Source organism: Pontibacterium granulatum (assembly GCF_029961155.1).
In the GTDB taxonomy this organism is placed as follows: Bacteria; Pseudomonadota; Gammaproteobacteria; order Pseudomonadales; family Balneatricaceae; genus Pontibacterium; species Pontibacterium granulatum.
In genome coordinates this window covers 119,407-139,423 of sequence record NZ_JASBRH010000005.1, presented here as the reverse complement: position 1 = coordinate 139,423, position 20,017 = coordinate 119,407, and the positions used below count along the sequence as shown (strand labels likewise).

20 protein-coding genes are annotated in these 20,017 nt (G+C 52.4%); 6 read left to right on the top strand and 14 right to left on the bottom strand.

The window, feature by feature from the left end; all coding sequences use genetic code 11:
• Window positions 1-23: 23 nt before the first annotated feature.
• From QKW35_RS06735 to QKW35_RS06725, 3 genes are all read right to left on the bottom strand, one after another.
• Window positions 24-1,052: an XdhC family protein gene (locus tag QKW35_RS06735; protein WP_282351693.1), complete on the bottom strand. Its 1,029-nt coding sequence runs from the start codon at window positions 1,050-1,052 to the stop codon at window positions 24-26.
• 67 nt (window positions 1,053-1,119) lie between these two features.
• The gene (locus QKW35_RS06730; RefSeq protein ID WP_282351691.1) at window positions 1,120-3,312 is read right to left on the bottom strand and encodes a xanthine dehydrogenase family protein molybdopterin-binding subunit; all 2,193 of its coding nucleotides are present in this window, start codon (window positions 3,310-3,312) and stop codon (window positions 1,120-1,122) included.
• Between the two features lie 5 nt (window positions 3,313-3,317).
• Window positions 3,318-3,776: a (2Fe-2S)-binding protein gene (locus tag QKW35_RS06725; RefSeq protein ID WP_282351689.1), complete on the bottom strand. Its 459-nt coding sequence runs from the start codon at window positions 3,774-3,776 to the stop codon at window positions 3,318-3,320.
• 201 nt (window positions 3,777-3,977) lie between these two features.
• Here QKW35_RS06725 and QKW35_RS06720 point away from each other — a divergent pair, with 201 nt between their 5' ends.
• Window positions 3,978-4,856: an AraC family transcriptional regulator gene (locus QKW35_RS06720; protein WP_282351688.1), complete on the top strand. Its 879-nt coding sequence runs from the start codon at window positions 3,978-3,980 to the stop codon at window positions 4,854-4,856.
• On the opposite strand, the gene QKW35_RS06715 is transcribed toward QKW35_RS06720, so the two are convergent.
• Entirely contained in the window at window positions 4,857-5,333 is a 477-nt protein-coding gene (locus tag QKW35_RS06715) for an Lrp/AsnC family transcriptional regulator (protein WP_282351686.1), read from the bottom strand. It lies immediately after the preceding gene.
• 131 nt (window positions 5,334-5,464) lie between these two features.
• Here QKW35_RS06715 and QKW35_RS06710 point away from each other — a divergent pair, with 131 nt between their 5' ends.
• On the top strand, window positions 5,465-6,418 hold the full coding sequence (locus tag QKW35_RS06710) for a hypothetical protein (RefSeq protein WP_282351684.1): 954 nt from the start codon (window positions 5,465-5,467) through the stop codon (window positions 6,416-6,418).
• Between the two features lie 316 nt (window positions 6,419-6,734).
• Here the strand turns inward: QKW35_RS06710 and QKW35_RS06705 are convergent, their stop codons facing one another.
• The 5 genes from QKW35_RS06705 to QKW35_RS06685 form a co-directional block, all read right to left on the bottom strand.
• Complete coding sequence (locus tag QKW35_RS06705; protein WP_282351682.1) at window positions 6,735-7,025, bottom strand: putative quinol monooxygenase; 291 nt, start codon at window positions 7,023-7,025, stop codon at window positions 6,735-6,737.
• Window positions 7,026-7,062: 37 nt separating this feature from the next.
• The gene (locus QKW35_RS06700; protein ID WP_282351681.1) at window positions 7,063-7,419 is read right to left on the bottom strand and encodes a VOC family protein; all 357 of its coding nucleotides are present in this window, start codon (window positions 7,417-7,419) and stop codon (window positions 7,063-7,065) included.
• A 55-nt stretch (window positions 7,420-7,474) separates the two neighbouring features.
• The gene (locus QKW35_RS06695; RefSeq protein WP_282351680.1) at window positions 7,475-8,023 is read right to left on the bottom strand and encodes a FlgO family outer membrane protein; all 549 of its coding nucleotides are present in this window, start codon (window positions 8,021-8,023) and stop codon (window positions 7,475-7,477) included.
• 5 nt (window positions 8,024-8,028) lie between these two features.
• Window positions 8,029-8,580 (bottom strand): hypothetical protein, encoded by a 552-nt coding sequence (locus QKW35_RS06690; protein WP_282351678.1) that lies wholly within the window; start codon window positions 8,578-8,580, stop codon window positions 8,029-8,031.
• A 380-nt stretch (window positions 8,581-8,960) separates the two neighbouring features.
• A complete protein-coding gene (locus tag QKW35_RS06685) occupies window positions 8,961-9,326 on the bottom strand; it encodes an NlpC/P60 family protein (protein WP_282351677.1) in 366 nt (121 codons plus the stop codon).
• 752 nt (window positions 9,327-10,078) lie between these two features.
• Here QKW35_RS06685 and hmpA point away from each other — a divergent pair.
• The 3 genes from hmpA (at window position 10,079) to QKW35_RS06670 (ending at window position 13,401) form a co-directional block, all read left to right on the top strand.
• A complete protein-coding gene (gene hmpA, locus QKW35_RS06680) occupies window positions 10,079-11,281 on the top strand; it encodes an NO-inducible flavohemoprotein (RefSeq protein ID WP_282351676.1) in 1,203 nt (400 codons plus the stop codon).
• A gap of 230 nt (window positions 11,282-11,511) precedes the next feature.
• Complete coding sequence (locus QKW35_RS06675; protein ID WP_282351675.1) at window positions 11,512-12,951, top strand: dicarboxylate/amino acid:cation symporter; 1,440 nt, start codon at window positions 11,512-11,514, stop codon at window positions 12,949-12,951.
• A 111-nt stretch (window positions 12,952-13,062) separates the two neighbouring features.
• Window positions 13,063-13,401, top strand: a complete 339-nt coding sequence (locus tag QKW35_RS06670; RefSeq protein WP_282351674.1) for a zinc ribbon domain-containing protein YjdM — start codon at window positions 13,063-13,065, stop codon at window positions 13,399-13,401.
• A 278-nt stretch (window positions 13,402-13,679) separates the two neighbouring features.
• Here the strand turns inward: QKW35_RS06670 and QKW35_RS06665 are convergent, their stop codons facing one another.
• The 3 genes from QKW35_RS06665 to QKW35_RS06655 all read right to left on the bottom strand — a co-directional run bounded on the left by QKW35_RS06665 (window position 13,680) and on the right by QKW35_RS06655 (window position 16,168).
• Window positions 13,680-15,041, bottom strand: coding sequence for a HEAT repeat domain-containing protein (locus tag QKW35_RS06665; protein ID WP_282351673.1), 1,362 nt, complete (start codon window positions 15,039-15,041; stop codon window positions 13,680-13,682).
• A gap of 263 nt (window positions 15,042-15,304) precedes the next feature.
• Window positions 15,305-15,544, bottom strand: coding sequence for a hypothetical protein (locus tag QKW35_RS06660; protein WP_282351671.1), 240 nt, complete (start codon window positions 15,542-15,544; stop codon window positions 15,305-15,307).
• A 120-nt stretch (window positions 15,545-15,664) separates the two neighbouring features.
• Window positions 15,665-16,168, bottom strand: coding sequence for a hypothetical protein (locus tag QKW35_RS06655; RefSeq protein ID WP_282351669.1), 504 nt, complete (start codon window positions 16,166-16,168; stop codon window positions 15,665-15,667).
• 298 nt (window positions 16,169-16,466) lie between these two features.
• Between QKW35_RS06655 and QKW35_RS06650 the strand changes: the two genes are divergently transcribed.
• Window positions 16,467-17,039: a cytochrome P460 family protein gene (locus QKW35_RS06650; RefSeq protein WP_282351667.1), complete on the top strand. Its 573-nt coding sequence runs from the start codon at window positions 16,467-16,469 to the stop codon at window positions 17,037-17,039.
• Between the two features lie 308 nt (window positions 17,040-17,347).
• On the opposite strand, the gene QKW35_RS06645 is transcribed toward QKW35_RS06650, so the two are convergent.
• Together QKW35_RS06645 and QKW35_RS06640 are read right to left on the bottom strand one after the other, a co-directional pair.
• Window positions 17,348-18,751, bottom strand: coding sequence for a pyridoxal phosphate-dependent decarboxylase family protein (locus QKW35_RS06645; protein WP_282351663.1), 1,404 nt, complete (start codon window positions 18,749-18,751; stop codon window positions 17,348-17,350).
• Between the two features lie 173 nt (window positions 18,752-18,924).
• On the bottom strand, window positions 18,925-19,833 hold the full coding sequence (locus tag QKW35_RS06640; RefSeq protein WP_282351661.1) for a LysR family transcriptional regulator: 909 nt from the start codon (window positions 19,831-19,833) through the stop codon (window positions 18,925-18,927).
• Window positions 19,834-20,017: the final 184 nt, after the last annotated feature.

The window sequence follows — 20,017 nt, the reverse complement described above, 5'->3', positions numbered from 1 at the left end:
CAGTACACCGAGCTTTGAGATACTCACGCAGCAAGTTCTCGTCTAATGACCCCAGACGCGGGAATGACCTGGGTTTTATGAAGTACCGAATGACATTCCGACAGAATAGACAGCGCGATACTTTCCGGCAGTTCACCCCCGATATCCAAGCCAGCAGGACCTGACAAAGGTTGTCGAAGATCAGACTCGGCTATCCCGGCCCGCTCCATCACCTGCTGTTTACGGTGTACCGGCCCTAATAACGCCATGAACTTCAGCGACACCGTGTTAAGTTGCTCAAGCGCGGCAGCATCTAGAGCAATGCTATGGGACATAATCACCGCTGCATCCACCCGCTGCTGCCTCACAAATTCCGGCAAGGTATTCGCCGGATTGCGCAACAGTAGATCCGCATCCATAAAAAACTCTTTGCGTGCGTTCGCCGGCCGTGGATCCCAGACAGACACCTGCCAGCCGAGTTGTTTCGCCATGGCTACAACCGGCCGTGCATCGATACCACCACCCACCACCAGCATATGCGGTTCGGGCGATACGGGAGTGATCAGATAATCAACTCCCTTCTTCTGTTCTATCCATGCCTGGGCTTGCTGATGACCGGATGCGGTTCCAGCAACAAACTGCGCAGAATGACTGCAAGGATTAATTGGTATCGGCTGAAGATACTGCCCGGGTTCACGCCTGATTAACGCTTCACGCAACAATTCCAACTGCTGGTATCCGTTATCTGTATGCACGGGGATCAGCATGATATAGACGGTACCGCCGCAGCCGATGCCCAACTGAAACGACAGGTCATCTTCGTCGCTGCCGTCGTAGCAGAGCGTCACAGGCGTTCCGGTTTGCATCACTTTACGTGCATGCCGCTGTATATCCGATTCCAGACAACCTCCGCTCAGCATGCCCAATTGCTGGCCAACGCTGTTAAACAACATCATCGCGCCGGCTTTGCGGTAGCACGGGCCTTCAGTTTTGTAGACGGTGCCCAGCACCCAGTCACAGTTATCCCGGTTGGGATACCACTCGGCCAGTAGGTTTGAGAGTTGATTTGCCATCTTCTGGTCTCCCGTCAACGATTGGCACCCAAACCAGTGCAGATCGTTGAACAATGGGTTAAGCGTGTTAAACGAGTTTCAGCGGAAGTTTGTTGAACTCCTGACCTGTGAGCGCATAAAGTGCATTTGCAACTGCCGGCGCAATCGGTGGCGTACCCGGCTCGCCTACACCGGTAGGCGCTTCAGCTGACGGTACGATATGCACTTCAACATCCGGCATCTCGTTAATACGCAGAACCTGGTAGTCATGGAAATTGGACTGCTGCACAGCACCGTTATCGATAGTGATTTCACTCATCAATACAGGTGACAGGCCATACCCGATACCACCTTCCATCTGTGCTTTAATCACATCTGGATTTACAGCGAATCCACAATCCACAGCACACCAGACTTTTTCGACCTTAAAGCCCCCTGCCCGTGTTAGCGACACCTCTGCCACCTGTGCAACATAGCTGTTAAACGACTCGTGAACCGCAACACCCAACGCACGACCTTCCGGCAGTGTACGCCCCCATCCCGCTTTTTCAGCCGCGAGCTTCAACACGCCCTGATGACGCGGATGCCCTTTTAGCAGCTCCAAGCGCATCTCAACGGCGTCTTTTCCGGTCGCTTTTGCCACTCGATCGATAAACACTTCGGTAGAGAACGCCGTGTGGGTATGACCAACCGAGCGCCACCACTGCACCGGTACCGGCACCGATACGGTATGCAGATCCACTTTCAAGTTCGGAATCGCGTATGGCAGCGTTGAAGCCCCCTCGACAGACGTTGCATCGATGCCGTCTTTCACCAGAAACGCTTCAAACGCGGTACCTGTCAGGATTGACTGACCCACGATACGCTGCTCCCAGCCAATCAGGTTGCCGTTGGCGTCCAGGCCACCACGGATGGTGTGGTAGTACATCGGCCGGAAGTAACCCGCCTGGGTGTCATCTTCACGGCTCCAGACCAGTTTCACCGGCACACCCGGCTTGGCCTTGGCAATATTGACCGTTTCCACCACATAGTCAGAATGCGGATTTGCGCGACGGCCGAAACTACCGCCCGCAAACAGCATGTTGATCGTCACCTGCTTCGGTTTGAACCCCAACATCTGTGCAACCACCGCCTGGTCACCGGTGTTGAGCTGCTCACCATTCCAGATCTCGCATCCGTCTTCGCGCACCTGTGCTACGCAGTTCATCGGTTCCATGGTGGCATGGGCCAGATAGGGGAATTCAAAGTCGGCTTCGATCACGGTTGCGGCATTCGCCAGCGCGCTGTCGGTATCCCCGTCATTACGCGCTACAGCACCCGGCGTTTTCGCCAGGGCTTTATATTCAGCCATCAGTTCAGCAGAGCTTTTGTTCATCGCCTGGGATTCGTCCCACTCGATCTTCAGCCGATCGCGGCCTTTCTTTGCGCTCCAGTAGTCGTTAGCCAGTACGGCAACGCCAGACGGAATACCAATTACATCAACGACGCCTTTAACCTGTTTCGTCTGAGAGGCGTCAAAGGCTTTCAGTTTCGCGCCAAAGCGCGGTGGATGGGCGACCATCGCAGTCAGCATTCCATCCAGCTTGATATCCTGGGTAAAGATTGCGGTGCCGTCGGTTTTACCCAGATCTTTGCGGGACACCTTTCGGCCGATCAGCTTAAAGTCTGCGGGTTTCTTCACCGTCAGATTTTCATAGGCAGGTACAGGCTGCTGAGCGGCGGCTTCTGCTAATTCTCCGAATGTAGCGCTACGGTTAGAGCCCGTATGGCTAACCACACCTTCAGACACGGTGATCTGGTCAACCGGCACTTTCCACTGCTCGGCGGCGGCGTTGACCAACATGGCGCGGGCGGTAGCACCGGCCATGCGCATCTGCTCGAAGGAATTTGCGATCGCCGAGCTACCACCGGTGCCCATTGCACCCCACAACAGGTTTTTGTACTTGGCGGTATCGGTTGGTGCGCCCTCTGAAATCACCTGATCCCAACTGGCATCCAACTCTTCGGCAACCAGAGTCGCAAGTCCGGTGTAGGTCCCTTGCCCCATCTCCAGGTGTTTGATGGCCACATACACCTTGTTGTCGGCACCAATCTTCACAAACGCGTTGGGCTGGAATTTGCCATCATCACTGACCGAAACAGGCGCTTTTTCCTCAGATGCATTGGCGCCGGGCAGATTCATTGCCAGCACCAATCCGGCACTGGAGCCTGCAACCAGCTTGAGGAAACCACGGCGACTGGTTGGCATTGAGTTCTGCTCTTTCTTCATTCGGTTAAACATCACACTTACCCCAGTTCTTTAGCTGCAGTTTTGATGGCGCTACGGATACGTACATAGGTGGCACAGCGACATACATTGCCCTGCATCGCTGCATCGATTTCGTCATCGGTTGGATTTGGGTTAGATTCGAGCAGCGCTGCAGCGGACATGATCTGACCAGACTGGCAGTACCCACACTGAGGCACCTGCAGTTCGGTCCAGGCATCCTGTACCGCTTTTGCAGCCTTAGACTGAACACCTTCAATAGTGGTGACCTGTTTGCCCACCGCTAAAGAGATGGGCGTAGAACAGGAGCGCACGGGCTGGCCGTCCAGGTGCACCGTACAGGCACCGCAAAGGGCCATGCCACATCCAAATTTGGTACCGGTCAATTCGATATGATTCCGGATCGCCCAAAGCAAAGGCGTATCGGGATCGGCGTCCACGGTATGGTTAACACCATTCACGTTAAGTGTGACGGACATGACTGAATCCTCTTATTTTCGGTCGAGATGGCTGTAGAGAGATGTTGTTTATTTAATATGGTCTCCAATGCCTTTCAGACGGTATCGAGATCCTCCGAACTACTTGCACAAAACTCCGAAACAGCGTTTTCAGAGTGGAGGAATACGTAAGTCCAGTGCCATAATTCTCTTGCGAAATGATTCAATAACCGGAGTTACTAAGTGGTATTCAACTCAGAAATTGCGTGTACCATCGCACAGTTCGCTCCCGTGGACGGCATTACTGAAACAGCAATCCCGGGGCTGAGGCTGTACCGAGCCTCCAATCCCTGTCCACGTAATCCGGTTATCTATCAGCCTGCGATCTGCCTGATCGCCCAGGGCGGTAAACGAATCTACTTCGGTAATGCAGAACGCAGCTATGACCCGGACAACTACCTGATCAACTCCGTAACCATGCCAGTGGAAGCTGAGGTGATTAATGTTGAGGATGGCAAACCCTATCTTGGGCTGAGCCTGGATATAGACAGCTATCTGGTCAGCCAGCTACTGATCGATATGGAACAGCAGAATTCAGCGCCCCTGCAGGAAGCAGATGAGATCATCCTCTCCACCGCGATTACCGATCCGCTACATAGTAGTTTCCAACGGTTGCTGAACTGTCTTGATAATGAGATGGATCAAAAGGTATTGGCACCCACCATTCGGCGTGAGATTTTCTACGAGGTACTCAAAGGCCCTCACGGCGACATGCTGCGCAACTGTGTTTCTAACCATGCTGGTGCCAACCGCATTGCGCCGGTTGTGCACTACATCGAAGAGAACTTCCACCAGCCGTTAGATGTGGACACCATCGCGCGATTTGCAGGTATGAGCAGTTCTACGCTGCATGATCACTTTAAGCAGGTGACATCGATGTCACCGATGCAGTTTGTGAAAAGCCTGCGTCTACACCGGGCACATTCCATGCTACTGAGCGGCAGCCAGGCAACGGAAGCATCGTACCAGGTGGGATACAACAGCCCTTCCCAGTTCAGCCGCGAGTTTAAGCGATTCTTCGGTGCGCCACCCAAAGAGGTTCAGGCAATGGCCGCACGCTGATCAGGACACTTCAGCGGAGTTGGTGTGGGTTGGAATTGCGGTGGTTTGTTTGTACTGCTCCATCGCGAAAAAGGTGCGAAACTTCACTACGTTTGGATCGTAGTTCAGCATCCGGTCACACAGCGCCGCGTACTCCTTCATATCTTTCAGGTGCATCACCAGAATTACATCCGCCTCACCTGTCACCGAGTACGCTTGGGTGATTGCTCCCTCTTGCTGGATCTTCTCAATAAACTCCAAGCGTGCCTCGGTACCGTGACGTTCCAGACTCACCTCGACAATGCCGCACAGTGACCGATCCAGCTTGTCCGGATCAACCAGGGCAACCGTCTGCATAATCACACCATCGGCCTTGAGCTTCTGCACGCGACGTAAACAGCTCGATGGCGATAGGTTCAACTTATTGGCAAGCTCCACGTTGGAAAGTGACGCATCCTGCTGCAATATTTCGAGAATTCGACGATCGATGTCATCCATTGCAATCTTTACTCCTTTAACCAGGCTTCAATGCAATAATAAACCAGTTCGGCAAAATTTTTGACCACACATTCGAGGCCATTTTCGATAGCATATATGCATAGAGCTCAAGTACTTAGGAATAGATCTTTATGTCGTTGCTTATCGAAAGCGCCAGGTCGGTCGTAAAGGACTCGTTCGACCTATTTTGGTCATTATTGAAAGTGATGGTCCCGGTAATGATCGCGGTGAAAATCGCACAGGATCTGGGGCTGGTTGAAAGCCTTGCCCAGTGGCTCAGCCCGCTGATGTACATTGTAGGCCTCCCGGAAGAAGCCGGGCTGATCTGGGTAAGCGCCCTGCTGGTTAATATCTACGGTGGCGCAGCGGTGTTCATCGGCCTGATGCCGGACCTGCAACTGACCGTAGCCGACGCAACCATTCTATGGTCAATGGTGCTGATCGCCCACGCCCTGCCTGTAGAACAGCGTATCGCCCAGAAAGCCGGTGCCAGCTTCTGGGGCACGTCGGCACTGCGTTTCTTTGGAGCATTGGCCTACGGCGCGTTGCTTAACGCAATCTACAAAGCAGGTAACTGGCTACAACAACCTCTGGAACTGGCTTGGCTCCCGAAAATGGAAGACACCAGCAAAGCATCCTGGGGTGACTGGACCTGGAGCAACATTCAGTCGCTGTTTTGGGTGTTTGTGATTATCTTTGCGCTGCTGATGGTACTGAAGCTGTTCGATCTCCTTAAGATCAACACTCTGCTATCCAAGATGATCACACCTGTCCTGCGCATCATGGGTATCGAAGGTCGTGCCACCACACTGACCATGTTCGGTACGCTGCTGGGTCTGACCTACGGCGGTGCGCTGATCATCAAAGAAGCTCAGGCCGGACACGTCGCCCATAAAGACATCGTGTTATCGCTCTGCTTTATGAGCCTGTGCCACAGTCTGATTGAAGACACCCTGCTGGTGATGGCGCTGGGCGCGGACATCAGCGGAGTACTGTTCGGACGGTTTATTTTCTCGGTCATTGTCGTGGCGCTGATTGCCGCCTGGATGAAACGACGACCACTTCCCGTTACCGCCAATACGTAAGCTCTCCTGAAAGGTGCAATTGAGGTTTGATTGCACCTTCCTTTTTAGCGTTCGTCCCTTACCTTACTTTCCTACCATCTAGCTTGCCTTAGCTATTCGCTTCAGCTGCCAGATACTCAACCCAGTAAGCGCACTAAAGAACAACGGATCGGCCCTGCAACGATGGCGTTGTATGATCTGTTATTGAGCGCGGCAAAAGAATGGATGGGCGAAGAGATAGCGTAGATAGGTCAAGTCGTGGAGGCGTGCAGAGGCCCTATGCCGACACACGCCGTTCTAATCATTCAGAAACGACTGGCCAGCTGGCTTAATGTTACTACGCTCCTGACTCAACTTCGGTGACTTGGTAGTGCCGCTCTACATTTATCGAGACCGTCCCCCATGCTGAATGACGTACCCGCTGCTGATGGCGCTCAAACGACTCACGGTTGACAAACTCTTCATACACCTCAAAACGGTTGGGATTCTGCGCGTTTTGGGTGACATGAAAGACCAAACACCCCTTTTCCTGTTGGGTAAGCAGGATATGCGTTTCCAATGCGTCTGTTACTGTAGCAAGATCCGCATCCGGTACTAGTATGTGCCCTTCCAGGACAACCTTAGACATACTTCATATCCTTGTGTCGCGCCCACTACTTCAGTATTCAGCCTAAATCAGACCAGACAGCGTATTCGTTTCCGTTTGGATCAGCGAAGTGAAAACGCCGTCCGCCGGGAAACGAAAAGATTTCCTTCACGATGGAGCCTCCGGCGGCAGTAATTTTAGACTGTGTGTATTCCAGGTCTTTGCTGTAGATCACCACCAAAACACTGCCATTGGCCGTTGACACCACCTGATCAGACTTAAAAAAACCACCGTCCAGACCTGCATCGGCTATCGCCGTATACTCAGGCCCATAATCAACGAACGTCCATCCAAACACGTCCTGAAAAAAGCGCTTGGTTACATCCAAATCTTTGGACGGAAACTCAACATAGTTGATCTTTTCGTGTTCGTTCATCAGCGTAACCTCCTGGCAGCAAGACTGTTAAGGACCGTCCCTGGTCCTTTTTGGTTTAACGTCTCGAATTGACACCCAATAAGTGTTTAAGGTCCTTATTTAATGGCAAAACAAAGTCATGCGATCCGAGAATGATGTTATCTGTCGTACGCACCAAACGTGCATTTACGTAAAGATTAGTACCACCAATCGCATAGGTACCCAACAACACAGCTTGTGCATCATACTCATTAGACAGATTCCTGATCTTTCGTGACAACATGAACTCGCCCGCCCCCTGTTTAATGAAGAGGCTGTCACGCATTTTCACTTCGATCACCTGATATCCCCTATCGGTAAGTCCCGCAGAAATCACCTCAGACACCATCCTGCCGAACGTAGACGAGGACGTCAGATCATCAATATTGGCGAAACTTGCCGAAATGATCGGCTGCGCCTGATCCAAAGGATCAACGAGTTTATCGAACAGAGGTTTACGGGCAGCTTCAAGCTCAGACACCACGTCCACCCGTTTATCCGCGTAGGGTGATCTGGACTTGTCAGAAGCACAGCCCGACAAGACTAATGCGGTAGTCAGTACCGCTCCAACTACAATCTTGTTCACGTAATCTATCCTTGATCAGTCAAAAGCACTTTGCGGGTTTTCTTTTCCGGCACACTGTAGTGATCAGCATCGCCGCCGTTGATGTAGTAGATATTTGAGGATGAGTGAACAAGCTGGACGCCTTTCTGTACCTGCGTGGTAATCACCACTTCAAACTCCGTATCCTCAATCCAGTTCCCGCTGTATAGGTCTGCAGCTACAGCTGCTGGAATCAGCAGTTTCGCCGGAGTACTCCAATGATCAACCGCATGCGCGGCTACCACAATGCCACCCGCCAACAGCGTCCAGGAGCCTGGCGGACTGCGACGGCTATCACGATCTTTGTGCTCGATTACATCAACGGTAAAGGTAACCCGTCCGGCACCATGAGCTACGGTGCGTACTTCGGCTCCATGTTGAACTAACTGGCTCGTTAGCAAGTTTTTATAGCTGTTATAAAACGGCGCATGTGTGTCGGTGGTTTCAAAATACACCGGTAGGTTATGCATTTTGAGCGATTCGGTTATCAGTTTCGCTTCATACTCAGCCAGCACATCCCAGTGATGTGCAGCCTGCATTTTTTTCTGTTCTGAGCTCGGATAGGCGGTGGGAGTTGGGGTTTGCGAAGTGTTGACGTTATAACAGCCCGACAGAAGGCCTACGCAACTGCATGCGATGAGAATGTTCTTAACCATGTCTATTCCTTGTCTGGCATCCAATGCCGACTAAAGCTACTTCAACACCGTAGGTACGAAAAATACCTCAGGCGCTAAAATCCAGTGCGATATCCTAGATCAGTGACGCAGTATGTCAACCACGCTTCATCCCGATAACAATCGGTTATGCGTCAGGTCATCAATGAAAATGAAATTCCGATATTGAATGCACGGCAAAATATGACAACGGGCGGCAAAGTGGCCTCTAAAGTGAGGGCTCCGCAGCCCTACCTGACACAGGTTCAGAACGTAACCCGTCTCGAATGCCAATACTTGTCCTGCCAGTAAGCATTATCTAAACGGGAAATGGTGACGCCTTTCGATGTGGAAGCATGCAGGAACTTGCCTTCTCCGACATAGATGCCCACGTGGCGAACTTTGAAGCCGGTTTTAAAGAACACCAGATCACCTGAGACCAGGTCTCGACGGTCGATCGCCTGTCCTATGCGTGATTGGTGATCAGTGGTTCGCGGCAAACGGACACCCAGTTTTTCGCGGTAGGTTACATACACAAACCCCGAGCAATCGATCCCTTTTTTGCTCAAACCACCCAGCGCGTACTTTGTACCTTTCCATTGTTGGTATTGCTGGTACATACGGTCTGTCACATCCTGTGATCCGGATACATGCGCCATGGCCGGATTTGTAACCACAGGGCGCGGTGCGGGTTTATAAGATACTGAGCTGCATCCCGACAGCACAGCTGCCGCAAGAAACAATGTGATGAAGTGTGATCTGCACATACCGCCCCCTTCCTGGTTCAACGCCCTATTTCTGATATCGCGTATACGCTGTATTTCTTTAGGCTCGATACTATAGCCTGCTCCCTGAATCGGAGGTAAACCACCTCTGAGACCGGGTAGGTGAACCGTGCATACGCCTCCCACCGTTCGTCAAATGCCGCGCCATGAAACTTGTGGCACATACTGCAACGACAATGGCGGCCTTGTAACTAAAGCCCGTCACACAGCACCGAACGTCTCCGCACCAACAGCTTCCCTAGTACTCCGTTTCCACCTTATCCCTACCTCGTCTTTTAAGTTTTTCTGCTCGACCAGCTTATGAGATTACCTTTCGAGATCTCGTGCATTCCATATCAAATACCTCCTCCGAGATGTGCAATTCCAAAAACGCCTGCGGTTTACGTTCGTAGGTAACGGCGCGGTAACTCGATGCTTTCTTTACTGTACTACCCGCGGCGGATATCCCTTTTATAAATATGGTTTTGCCCATGAACGTCATCAACTTTGCGCATGCCGCCCGTTTCAAAAAATTGGATTGGACACACCTAATTACATGTATATAATCCGCACCTTTAGAAGATGCATATAGTTTACACATTTAAGGAAGCCATCTCGATATGATCCTGAGCGAAAAGACGATTCAGATTGTGAAATCCACCGCCCCTGTACTGGCGGAGCACGGTGAAGCGATTACCCAACACTTCTACCAGCAGATGTTCAGCCAGAACCCTGAACTTCTGGATATCTTTAACGCAACCAACCAGAAAACCGGCCGTCAGCAACATGCACTGGCTGCGGCGGTTTACGGCTATGCGGCCCACATTGATGATCTGGGTGCCCTTAGCGCTGCGGTACAACGCATTGCTCACAAACATGCCAGCTTCAACATCCTGCCGGAACACTACCCGATTGTAGGCAAACACCTGCTGGAAGCGGTTGCTCACGTGTTAGGGGATGCAGCAACCGATGAAATCGTGGAAGCCTGGACAGAAGCCTATGGCGTACTGGCGAACATCTTTATCGAAGTGGAAGAAGGCATCTACCGGGAAAGTGAAACCGCCAACGGCGGCTGGCGCGGTACACGTGAGTTCCACATCGCCGAGAAAACCAAAGAAAGCGAACTGATCACATCGTTTGTGATGGAACCGGTAGACGGCCAACCGGTGCCTGATTTCCAACCTGGGCAGTATATCGGTATCTACCTGCAACCAGAGTCTTCTGCGAATCGTTGCATTCGTCAGTACAGCCTCTCTGACGCGCCTAACGGTCAAACCTACCGTATCTCTGTTAAACGTGAAGGCAGCGGTGATACGCAGGGTCTGATATCTCACTACCTGCACAACAATGTTAACGTGGGTGACGTTGTTGAACTAAGCCCACCAAGCGGCGACTTCTACCTGGATCAACGCGTTGAATCACCGGTTGTCCTCATCAGCGGTGGCGTGGGTCAAACACCGATGCTCAGTATGCTGAACACCCTGATCGGTAAGCGCAGCACCCGTCAGATTCACTACGTACACAGTGCTATCAACAGCCAGGTGCACGGCTTTGCCGATCACGTGCATCATCTGGCAGAGAAACACGACAACCTGTCCCAAACGTTGTTCTACGATGCGCCAACGGAACAATGCACAGGTTATGACTATTCAGGCCCGACCGATCTGAACCTGATCCGCGATCAGATCGATCTGCCAGACGCACACTTCTACTTCTGTGGCCCACTGGGTTACATGAGTATGGTCAGCGAAACGCTCAAGGGTTGGAACGTTCCTGTCGAACGTATCCATTTCGAAGTGTTTGGACCACACAAAGAGATTTAAGCAAGCCTACCGTGGTGCTAACCGAACGGTTGCACCACCCTCCCCCTTTTCGATGATCCATCGCTATCAATGTTGGTCGTTAGCCCTGGTTGCACGGGCTTAAACGGCACTTGTGCCCCGTCACCCGACGGATCGCTGCATGCCAAAGCCTAGCCTCCCGCCGGAGATCCTGTAGAGCTTTGCACTATATTTGAGTTATGTAACTTGTGATCACAGGTCGTGCGAGAACAATGAACGATAAAAGCGCACCAAGCACCGCCATCAATACCCTGTATCCACGCTCACTTAAATATCTGACCGACTATCTTCAATCTCTTGTAAGGGGACGGCTCTGGCTACAGGTGCTCGTCGGCATGCTACTGGGCATTGTCACCGGCATTTCGCTGGGACCAGGCGTTGGCTGGGTGGAGGTCGCAACAGCCGATACCCTGGGCAACTGGCTGGCCTTTCCGGGAAAACTGTTTCTTGCCCTAATCCAGATGATTGTAATTCCGCTGGTGTTCGCCTCCATTATCCGGGGACTGGCAGCCACCGAGGATCTTGAGCAACTCAAGAAAATGGGGCTGCGAGTGGTACTCTTTTTTATCGCAACCACCGCGGTCGCAATCATCATCGGCATGGCTGTAGCGGCCCTTATCGAACCCGGCGCCTTTGTAGATAGCCGTACACTGCAAAGCAGCCTCGGCGGCGTGCCGGTTGTGGTCGAACAGACAACGGGCCAGGGCCTGGACATCAACCAGTTGCCTCAGCAAATCATTACTCTGTTGCCCGCTAACCCCCTTAACTCCATGGTCGAAAGCAATATGCTTCAGGTTGTGATTTTCGCCATGGTAGTCGGTATCGCCCTGGTGATGATGGCGCCAGCTCAGTCAAAACCCCTTCTAGAGCTGCTCGGCTCTCTGCAGGAGGTGTGTATGACCGTCGTGCGCTGGGCCATGCTGTTAGCACCGGTCGCGGTATTTGGCCTGCTGGCCCAACTCACCGCTAAGCTGGGTCTCGATGCCCTGCTGGGCATGGCCATTTATGTGGGTACCGTACTGCTGGGGTTGTTTCTGCTCTTCCTGCTCTACCTGATTATCATATTTCTGGTCGCCGGATTGCGCCCATTCGCGTTTATACGCTCAGTTAAGGATGTACTGCTACTGGCTTTCTCTACATCCAGTTCAGCTGCAGTAATGCCGCTCTCCATCAAGACCGCCGAGGAAAAACTCGGAGTCCGTCCATCGGTTTCACAGTTTGTGATCCCGCTTGGGGCAACAATCAACATGAACGGCACAGCGCTTTATCAAGGGGTTGCCGCCATCTTCCTGGCACAGATCTTTGGCGTGGATATCGGTGCTGGTGGATTAGCGATCATCGTATTGACGGCCGTGGGGGCATCGATTGGTGCACCGGCCACGCCAGGCGTTGGTATCGTTATTCTGTCTATGGTCCTGGGGACCGTAGGTATTCCTGTTGCCGGCATTGCACTAATAATGGGTGTGGACCGTATCCTTGATATGAGCCGCACCGCCATTAATGTGAGTGGCGATCTTGTCGCCGCCAAATTAATGGATGTCTGGGTTGGCGCCAGTGCCAGCCTGCATGAAGAACAGGCGGAGGAAGCCAGGCACGAAGCGATCCGCGTACAAACCGGCGAGGATGTGATTATCAGCAAAGAGGCTGAGTAAGTTTAGTTTCAAACGCAGCCCCACAATACAGCTCATTTTGTTAAAATAGCCGCCAGGACAAAGTTGTCCCACTAACATGCATACCAAACTCATTTAATAAGGCAATACTGTATGTCCCTTCCTCCATGTCCAAAATGTAATTCTGAATACGTCTATCAGGATCAGGAAATGCTGATCTGCCCGGAATGCTCACATGAGTGGAACCCGGCAGATGCTGATTCCGATGAAGATAACCTGAAGATCAAAGATGCCAACGGCACCCTCCTGCAGGAAGGCGACAAGATTACCATGGCAAAAGACCTCAAAGTAAAAGGCAGTTCGCTGGTACTGAAGGTAGGCACTAAAGCGGTCATCAAACGTATGTTTGACAAAAAAGACCACGAGCTGGACTGCAAGGTCGATGGCGTCGGCGACATGATGGTCACCGCAGCATTTGTGAAGAAAGCGTAAGGCACACGTACTTACAAAGGGCGTTCTGAGAGCTGATCCATTTCTTTCGCGCATCTCAAAACGAAGATACGCAGAAGGATCAGTAGATCAGACGCCCACAGCTTAAAGTTAAGGCTGACGTTTGCCACAACGCTGGTATTAAGTTGCGGCAGGCAAAACCAGACGTTTCAATCCCCGCCAGAATGGCAACTGGAATAACTCGTTAAATTGTCTGCTTTCGCGTTCACTGTCCCGCGAGGCTTAGTTGCCTAGGATGGCACGTAGCGGGACATACGACGTTATTCCCGAGAATACCAATAGATAAGGCTCTCGGCGGCATAGCGTACTTCATGCTCCGGATCGGAACGCGCCACATGCTCAAGCCAGGGAATCAGCTCTGGCTGTTCCCGATGGTACTTGCCAACTAACTCAACTAACCGCTCCCTGACTATGCGGCATTCCTCTTTGCCGTAACAGGATTTTAGCCAGACGAACTGATGGGCACTGTTAGGTTGGGTTTCGAGTACCATTTCCAGAGCTTCGAGCCGGGTGACATTGTGTTGATTGGACTCTGCACAACGCCGCAGCCAGAAATGCCAATCACTTCGCTCCCCCCAGTTCGCTTTCAATACCTGTAATGCCTCGTCCTGTACGAATATATCCTCGTCAGTATCAACAACCTGTTGCAGCAGCTGCAAATGCCGATCGAGTGATAGCTCCAGGCGGTGTAGATTTTCGAGCACAAAACGTCGCACCCAATCATCGGAATCCTTTAGGGCTTGCAACATCTGCGGTTCTACAACCTCAGACGCCTCATACCTCAACATCAGGCTTAAACCACGACAACGTACACTAGGATCGTGATGACTGATCAGATAACTTTGCGCAATACCCTTCAGTGCTGTCCCATCCTCCCACTGCGCATCCAGCGCTGTGGCGAAAAACTCTAACCATCGCTCATCGGCAGCCGCATGAAGTTTAGTAAGCAAAAAAGTCTGTACATCAGTGCGCTGTGCCAACTTTTCGCTAATCAGGCGGGCCAGCCAGTACGGCGCTTCTGCTTCCTGAACCAGCAACTGTTCCAACAGCCCGATCAACTCTGGCTCATCTGCATAAGATGACAAGAAAGCTGTGACGATTTCACAACGATGGCCGTTGAAAATCCGGCCATAGGCAGCATCTTTAAGCAACTGATAGCTCTGGTCCGCCACCTGCCCCTTCGCTGAGAGGCCGATATCGGTGAGACGCGTCAAGGCATAAACTCGCACCTCCTCCGATATGTGATCACGCCGAACGATATCGAATACCCGGTGATAGCAATGATCTGCAAAACAGGGCTTTAGCAACCACTCCACCGCCCCTGTGAGTTCGGCAATAAAATTGACACTTTCACGGTCGTCATAGTCAAGCTCACGCCACTCTTCCGCCGTAAGCGGACAGTGATAAGCTAGCACCCGTTCCAGAGCGGCTTCAATTATCTCTTTACAACCTGTTTCTACCTCACGCCCGCTGTCTACCGCCGCCTGATACAGCTCACAGGCTTCAAAAATCGACTCGAAGTCCGGAATCTGATGGTGTTCGAAATACCAAAGCCCCTCTTTACGCTCAGTGAGCGACTGAATGCGGCTGACTGTGAGCGCTACTTGGTTGAGCTTCAACATCCCTATCCTCCTGTCGTATCACCCTGCGCATACTTTCCAAACCTTAATGTCATTGCCGTAACATTCAAGCCTTGTTGTTTACCTGGTGAGTGCCACCGGGCGGCGTGTTGTAAACTTAAACTGCCCACGGAACATAGGGGTAAGTCCACCTGACTTATAGAAGGTGTCTACTAATCGTGCGTAACTCGGCCTGCTAACGCCGTAGTTAACCAGCTCAGCCATACCTTCAGTGCATCGGAGCGACGACCGCACTGGATTGAGCGCTAACCCAGGTTGTAATTGGCATTCTCGTCGGCATTAAACAGGTAGTCACCGCCACCGCCGGAGCTGCAGGCTTTCAGAGCGCCTTGATGCTTCACCAAAATCACCAACAGACGCATATCGAGGTCATTATCGACCACATGATTGAGGATATATTCGAAGGTGTCAGTCTGGATCTGATCCGCAAAACGCAGCGGTATCATTGTGGTCTGGTTGTAATCGTAGTGTTTGTAGCGCGCCATCCCTTGCACCATCAGCAGTAAAGTTCGTTTAAATGATTTTAGCGACAAGTGATCCCATGTACCAAGGGCTGCAAGACTTATCCGACAGCCTCAACGCCAGGGACTCTACGGTTCCTGAAACTATTGCACGGGCGAATACCCCGGCACATGTATCTCAGGATAGAATACATAGTCACCACCTCCTGCGGATGCGTGGCAGTATATACAACCTCCGGATTGCTCCCAACTGGGGCCTTTCATTATACGACCGGCCATCTCAGTATTCTTAGGATTGCGAAACAAGGATCCGTCCGGCTGATACTTTACCCAAAACCAGTCCTGATTATCCGGATCGTACCCTTTCTCTCGGCGGTACATCACCGTAATTGAGTTAAGAAAGCGTACTCGGTCCCGCGCTACCTCCTCTACAGATACCCCTTCACCGGAGTAGTTTCGTTTTAGCACCAGGAACCCAGTATGCTGTTCAACACTGAGGTCTTGTGCAACAATTTCCAGAATCATCCCGTGAGGTCGGGCGCCGCCGAAAAAAGGCTCCAGGGGGCGAGCATTGTTTCCAACCAGCTCTTCCGCCTCAAGATGTTGCCACAGAAGAGCTGCATATTTCACATCGGCTTCAGTACCCATAGGAGGTCCATCGGCCTGGGCTGGAACGCACAAGACTGCAAGTAAATATAACGTCCTTAGACTGAATCTCTTCATACACCTCCTCCATACTGATAGCCAGCAACCCGAAACCGACCTCATTTACATCGCTGTACTATGATTCACCAATAACTAAACGTAAAGAATGGTTAATGCCTTCCTGACTTTACAGTCTGCAGTAACACAGTTGGGAAGGCCTGCAATACGCAACGACGTAATTCGTGACCACATCGGATGCACGAAACGTGAATAGAGATGGATATAAGCAGGAGAGATTATCATGACCAAACCACTAACCCGCCTGGGTACAGCGGGTATCATCTGCCTGTTGATTGCCGGCTGCGACACAATGGTGTATCAGGAACCTAAGGATGATATGCCTTTTGGCGGCCCATCCAGCACTGACTATGCCGCAGACCTCTGGAGTGCGATGGCAGCCGCAGGGCTGGTTGGCAAAGGCGCCATCACCGGCACACCCTATACCGGCCAACCGCCCCATGGGGCGATCCTCGATACGCTCGATACCACACTGCAGATGGGCAGCCATAACGGTGTGTTGATCGTTAAACGTAACTTTGGTGGCGAAGGCGTCAGCAAACAAAGCGTTGCCAATAATCCGGATAAATATCTCAAAGCAGTAACAGTGATGTACAAGCGTGAAAGCGGTTATGATCCGGATAATCAGAATTGGTTTTGGGTGAAATACAAAGCCGACGGTAGTCTCGATACCAATCCAGCAGGAATGAAACTGGCTGGCCGCGTAGCCAAAGGTAAGCAAAAAGGCTGTATTGCCTGCCACCAAGCGGCACCCGGTGGGGACATGGTATTCAACCACGATCGCTATAAGCAATAATGCCTGATTCTTTGTATAAGCGATGCTGGTATGCCGGCCTCCACTTTTTAAATCTAGTCGTTTTTGAGGTTAAGCAGATAACTGCTGCCCCATCCGCTTTGAAGTGCTTGGACCGCTCAAAGACACTTAAGTAAACCCGTAGCAGTGCAGTCTAGGAGGTTACTGCCGCTCTGAAACGTACGACTAGCGGTGGATCGCTGGAATCACTAACGTTCCAAGCAACCGACGCTTTAGCGATCAGATGACTAACACCAAACAAAAGACCCGCACTCAGTGGCGGGTCTTTTGTTTCTCAGTCTATCGTTTGGTTAAGCAGATAACTCCTGCCCTATGCGTTGGACCTTATCCAGCAGACGTTGCAGATGTTCCTGTGTGACCTCGGTATTCGCCAGAATCAGGCGAATTCCGGTACGGCCTTTGTACTGGGCGTAATCGACGTAGGGACCGCCGGAACGCATCATCGTTTTGCAGATCTCGATGTTCAGTTTGCGCAATTCCTGTTCGTCATCCATGTGCTCCGGCTTGTAACGGAACAGTACGTTGAGGTAGCGGGCATCGGCCAGCATCTGCAGTGAGTCACAGCGCTCGATCTGAGATACACACTCGGTTTTCATGCCCTGAAGGAAATCGATCTTTTCTGCAAAGCCGTTGTTACCGATCGCCTTCCAGCTCAGCCATACCTTCAGTGCATCGGCGCGTCGGCCGCACTGGATGGAGCGTTCCCCCAGATTGTAATCGGCATTCTCGTCGGCATGGAACAGGTAATCACCACCGCCGCCGGAGCAGCAAGCTTTCAGAGCGCCCTGATGTTTCACCAAAATCACCGCTGCGGTGATCGGTACGTTCATCAGCTTGTGGGCATCCCAGGCAAACGAGTCCGCCAGATGGCTATCGGCTAACAACGAGCGGTGCTTGTCAGAGAACAGGATCGGTCCCCCCCATGCACCATCGATATGCAGCCAAATATCATGGGCTTTGGCGATCTCACTGCACGCCTTAACCGGGTCATAGGCACCTGTAACGGTGGTGCCTGCGGTCAAACCGATGAAGAACGGCGTATGGCCTTTGGCAATGCTCTTTTCGATTTCATCGGCCAGTGCATCAGGTCGCATACGCCCGGCGTCGTCGGTCGCGACGGCAATCAGGTTATCGGTGCCGATGCCCAGCACGTTGGCGGCTTTTTGGCCGGAGTAATGTGCCTGATCGGATACGTATGCCACCAGTGTTTTGCCCTGCGGGCCTTTGGTTTTGTAATCCGGGCAGGCGTGGTGACGGGCCAGCATCATACCGATCAGGTTGGCCTGGCTGCCACCTGCGACCATCACCCCCTCACCTTCGCCGTTGCCCTGATCGAAGCCCACCAGTTTGTTCCACTGGCGGATCAGCTCCATCTCCATCAGCGTGGCCACGGGGCCGACCTGATAGGTGTGCATCGTCGCGTTACTCAGGCTGGTGATCCAGTCCCCCAACAGCGCATATTTGTTGCGGCCGGAATAGAGCAGCTTGTAGAACTCCGCCTGCGACACATCCGGGTTGTAGTGCAGATAGGCACGCACGGCGTCTTCCAGAACATCCCAATCTGCGCCCTCTTCGCCCAGACTCAGGTTGAGCTTGGCTTCCAGTTCAGCGGCAGGCGGTGCCTGTACAACCGGACGCCCTTCCGGCATCCATTCGTTGACGGCTTTGTTCAGAATTTCCAGATTCTTTTGCATACTCTTGGTCTCAGCATTCGTGCGTACTTAGGCCGCACTCTGTTCTGTGGCCCTTATGAAGCGCTGTGGTCTGCTTGCTTCGGGGCGGTGATGAGATGAGTATATTCACGCACTGTGACCACTCTCCAATGCTGTTTTGCTTCGAAGCGGTTACTTTTCGGCATGACGACGGTTTACTCACCGCCGTTGTACAGTTCCTGCAGGTAGTTCCAGAACTGATCAGCCGCGTCACAGGCGGGCTTTTTCAGGCGATAGAGACGGATACTGAGGTCCAGGCTTTTGAGTGGCGGTACCAGTCGCACCAACTCGCCATGTTCCAGCTCCTTAGTGATCAGGCTTTTGGGCAACCAGGCCATACCGTAACCGCTCAGCACCAGCGATTTCAGCGCCTCAGACAGCGCGTTTTCACACGCCAGGTGTACGCTCAGGTCAGCCGGTAGATGGGGTAAACACTCCCGCGCCAGAAGGCGGCCAAAGTACGACTCCCCTGGATGGCCAAGCAGCTTCAGCACGCCGCCCTCTGTTGCCGCATGGACGGGTTCGCCATCGGTATCGACCGCCGATACAGGCACCAGTTCATCGACACCCACCTGCATGCTCTCGACATCGTCGCGCTGCAACTGGCTGAAGATATCTTCCGAAGCGTAGCAGAGCAGGAAGTCTCCGTTGCCGGACAGAAACGCTTCCACGTTATCGTGCAGGTTGCCGGACTCTACCTTCACCAAAGCACCGTTGGTGAGGGCTTCCAGGGTTTTCATCCAAGGCGGGAAGAAGGATACGGCCAATGCATGCTGGGCAACGATGACCAACTGCTCGCGGGCGGCAGCGATGTCGCGCATCTGGTTGCGCACCGCGTATGTCTGGCTGATTAACTGACGGGCATGTTCGGCAAAAGCTTCACCGGCGGGTGTTAGCGTAGTTGGGTATTTGTCACGATCAACCAGACTCACGCCCAACCAGTTTTCCAGTGAACGGATACGGCGGCTGAACGCCGGTTGCGTCACAAAGCGCGCTTCGGCGGCCTTTGAAAAGCTGCCATGATCCACCAGCGCGATATAGTCTTTTAACCACTTCAGTTCCATTCGTTCACCCGTTCATGCTGCAGCGGCTGGGCGCTTACCTGCACCCATGCCAAAAAGTAACCGGTCACGCTAAAAACGGCATTGGCCTGTTTCAGCACCCTGCTTCTAGTATGGAACCATCACGTGGATGCAGCGATAAGTCCGGCTTCCACCAAAGTACCAGAATTCAAAACGTTCTTATGCC

What these genes read in the sequence shown, in the direction of transcription:
- QKW35_RS06705 (WP_282351682.1), bottom strand. Translation starts at nt 7,025, where the DNA reads ATGTCTAAGGTTGTCCTGGAAGGGCACATACTAGTACCGGATGCGGAT.
- QKW35_RS06715 (WP_282351686.1), bottom strand. Translation starts at nt 5,333, where the DNA reads ATGGATGACATCGATCGTCGAATTCTCGAAATATTGCAGCAGGATGCG.
- QKW35_RS06730 (WP_282351691.1), bottom strand. Translation starts at nt 3,312, where the DNA reads ATGTTTAACCGAATGAAGAAAGAGCAGAACTCAATGCCAACCAGTCGC.
- QKW35_RS06735 (WP_282351693.1), bottom strand. Translation starts at nt 1,052, where the DNA reads ATGGCAAATCAACTCTCAAACCTACTGGCCGAGTGGTATCCCAACCGG.
- QKW35_RS06725 (WP_282351689.1), bottom strand. Translation starts at nt 3,776, where the DNA reads ATGTCCGTCACACTTAACGTGAATGGTGTTAACCATACCGTGGACGCC.
- QKW35_RS06710 (WP_282351684.1), top strand. Translation starts at nt 5,465, where the DNA reads ATGTCGTTGCTTATCGAAAGCGCCAGGTCGGTCGTAAAGGACTCGTTC.
- QKW35_RS06660 (WP_282351671.1), bottom strand. Translation starts at nt 15,544, where the DNA reads ATGGCGCGCTACAAACACTACGATTACAACCAGACCACAATGATACCG.
- QKW35_RS06665 (WP_282351673.1), bottom strand. Translation starts at nt 15,041, where the DNA reads ATGTTGAAGCTCAACCAAGTAGCGCTCACAGTCAGCCGCATTCAGTCG.
- QKW35_RS06645 (WP_282351663.1), bottom strand. Translation starts at nt 18,751, where the DNA reads ATGCAAAAGAATCTGGAAATTCTGAACAAAGCCGTCAACGAATGGATG.
- QKW35_RS06655 (WP_282351669.1), bottom strand. Translation starts at nt 16,168, where the DNA reads ATGGGTACTGAAGCCGATGTGAAATATGCAGCTCTTCTGTGGCAACAT.
- hmpA (WP_282351676.1), top strand. Translation starts at nt 10,079, where the DNA reads ATGATCCTGAGCGAAAAGACGATTCAGATTGTGAAATCCACCGCCCCT.
- QKW35_RS06675 (WP_282351675.1), top strand. Translation starts at nt 11,512, where the DNA reads ATGAACGATAAAAGCGCACCAAGCACCGCCATCAATACCCTGTATCCA.
- QKW35_RS06650 (WP_282351667.1), top strand. Translation starts at nt 16,467, where the DNA reads ATGACCAAACCACTAACCCGCCTGGGTACAGCGGGTATCATCTGCCTG.
- QKW35_RS06640 (WP_282351661.1), bottom strand. Translation starts at nt 19,833, where the DNA reads ATGGAACTGAAGTGGTTAAAAGACTATATCGCGCTGGTGGATCATGGC.
- QKW35_RS06670 (WP_282351674.1), top strand. Translation starts at nt 13,063, where the DNA reads ATGTCCCTTCCTCCATGTCCAAAATGTAATTCTGAATACGTCTATCAG.
- QKW35_RS06690 (WP_282351678.1), bottom strand. Translation starts at nt 8,580, where the DNA reads ATGCAGGCTGCACATCACTGGGATGTGCTGGCTGAGTATGAAGCGAAA.
- QKW35_RS06700 (WP_282351681.1), bottom strand. Translation starts at nt 7,419, where the DNA reads ATGAACGAACACGAAAAGATCAACTATGTTGAGTTTCCGTCCAAAGAT.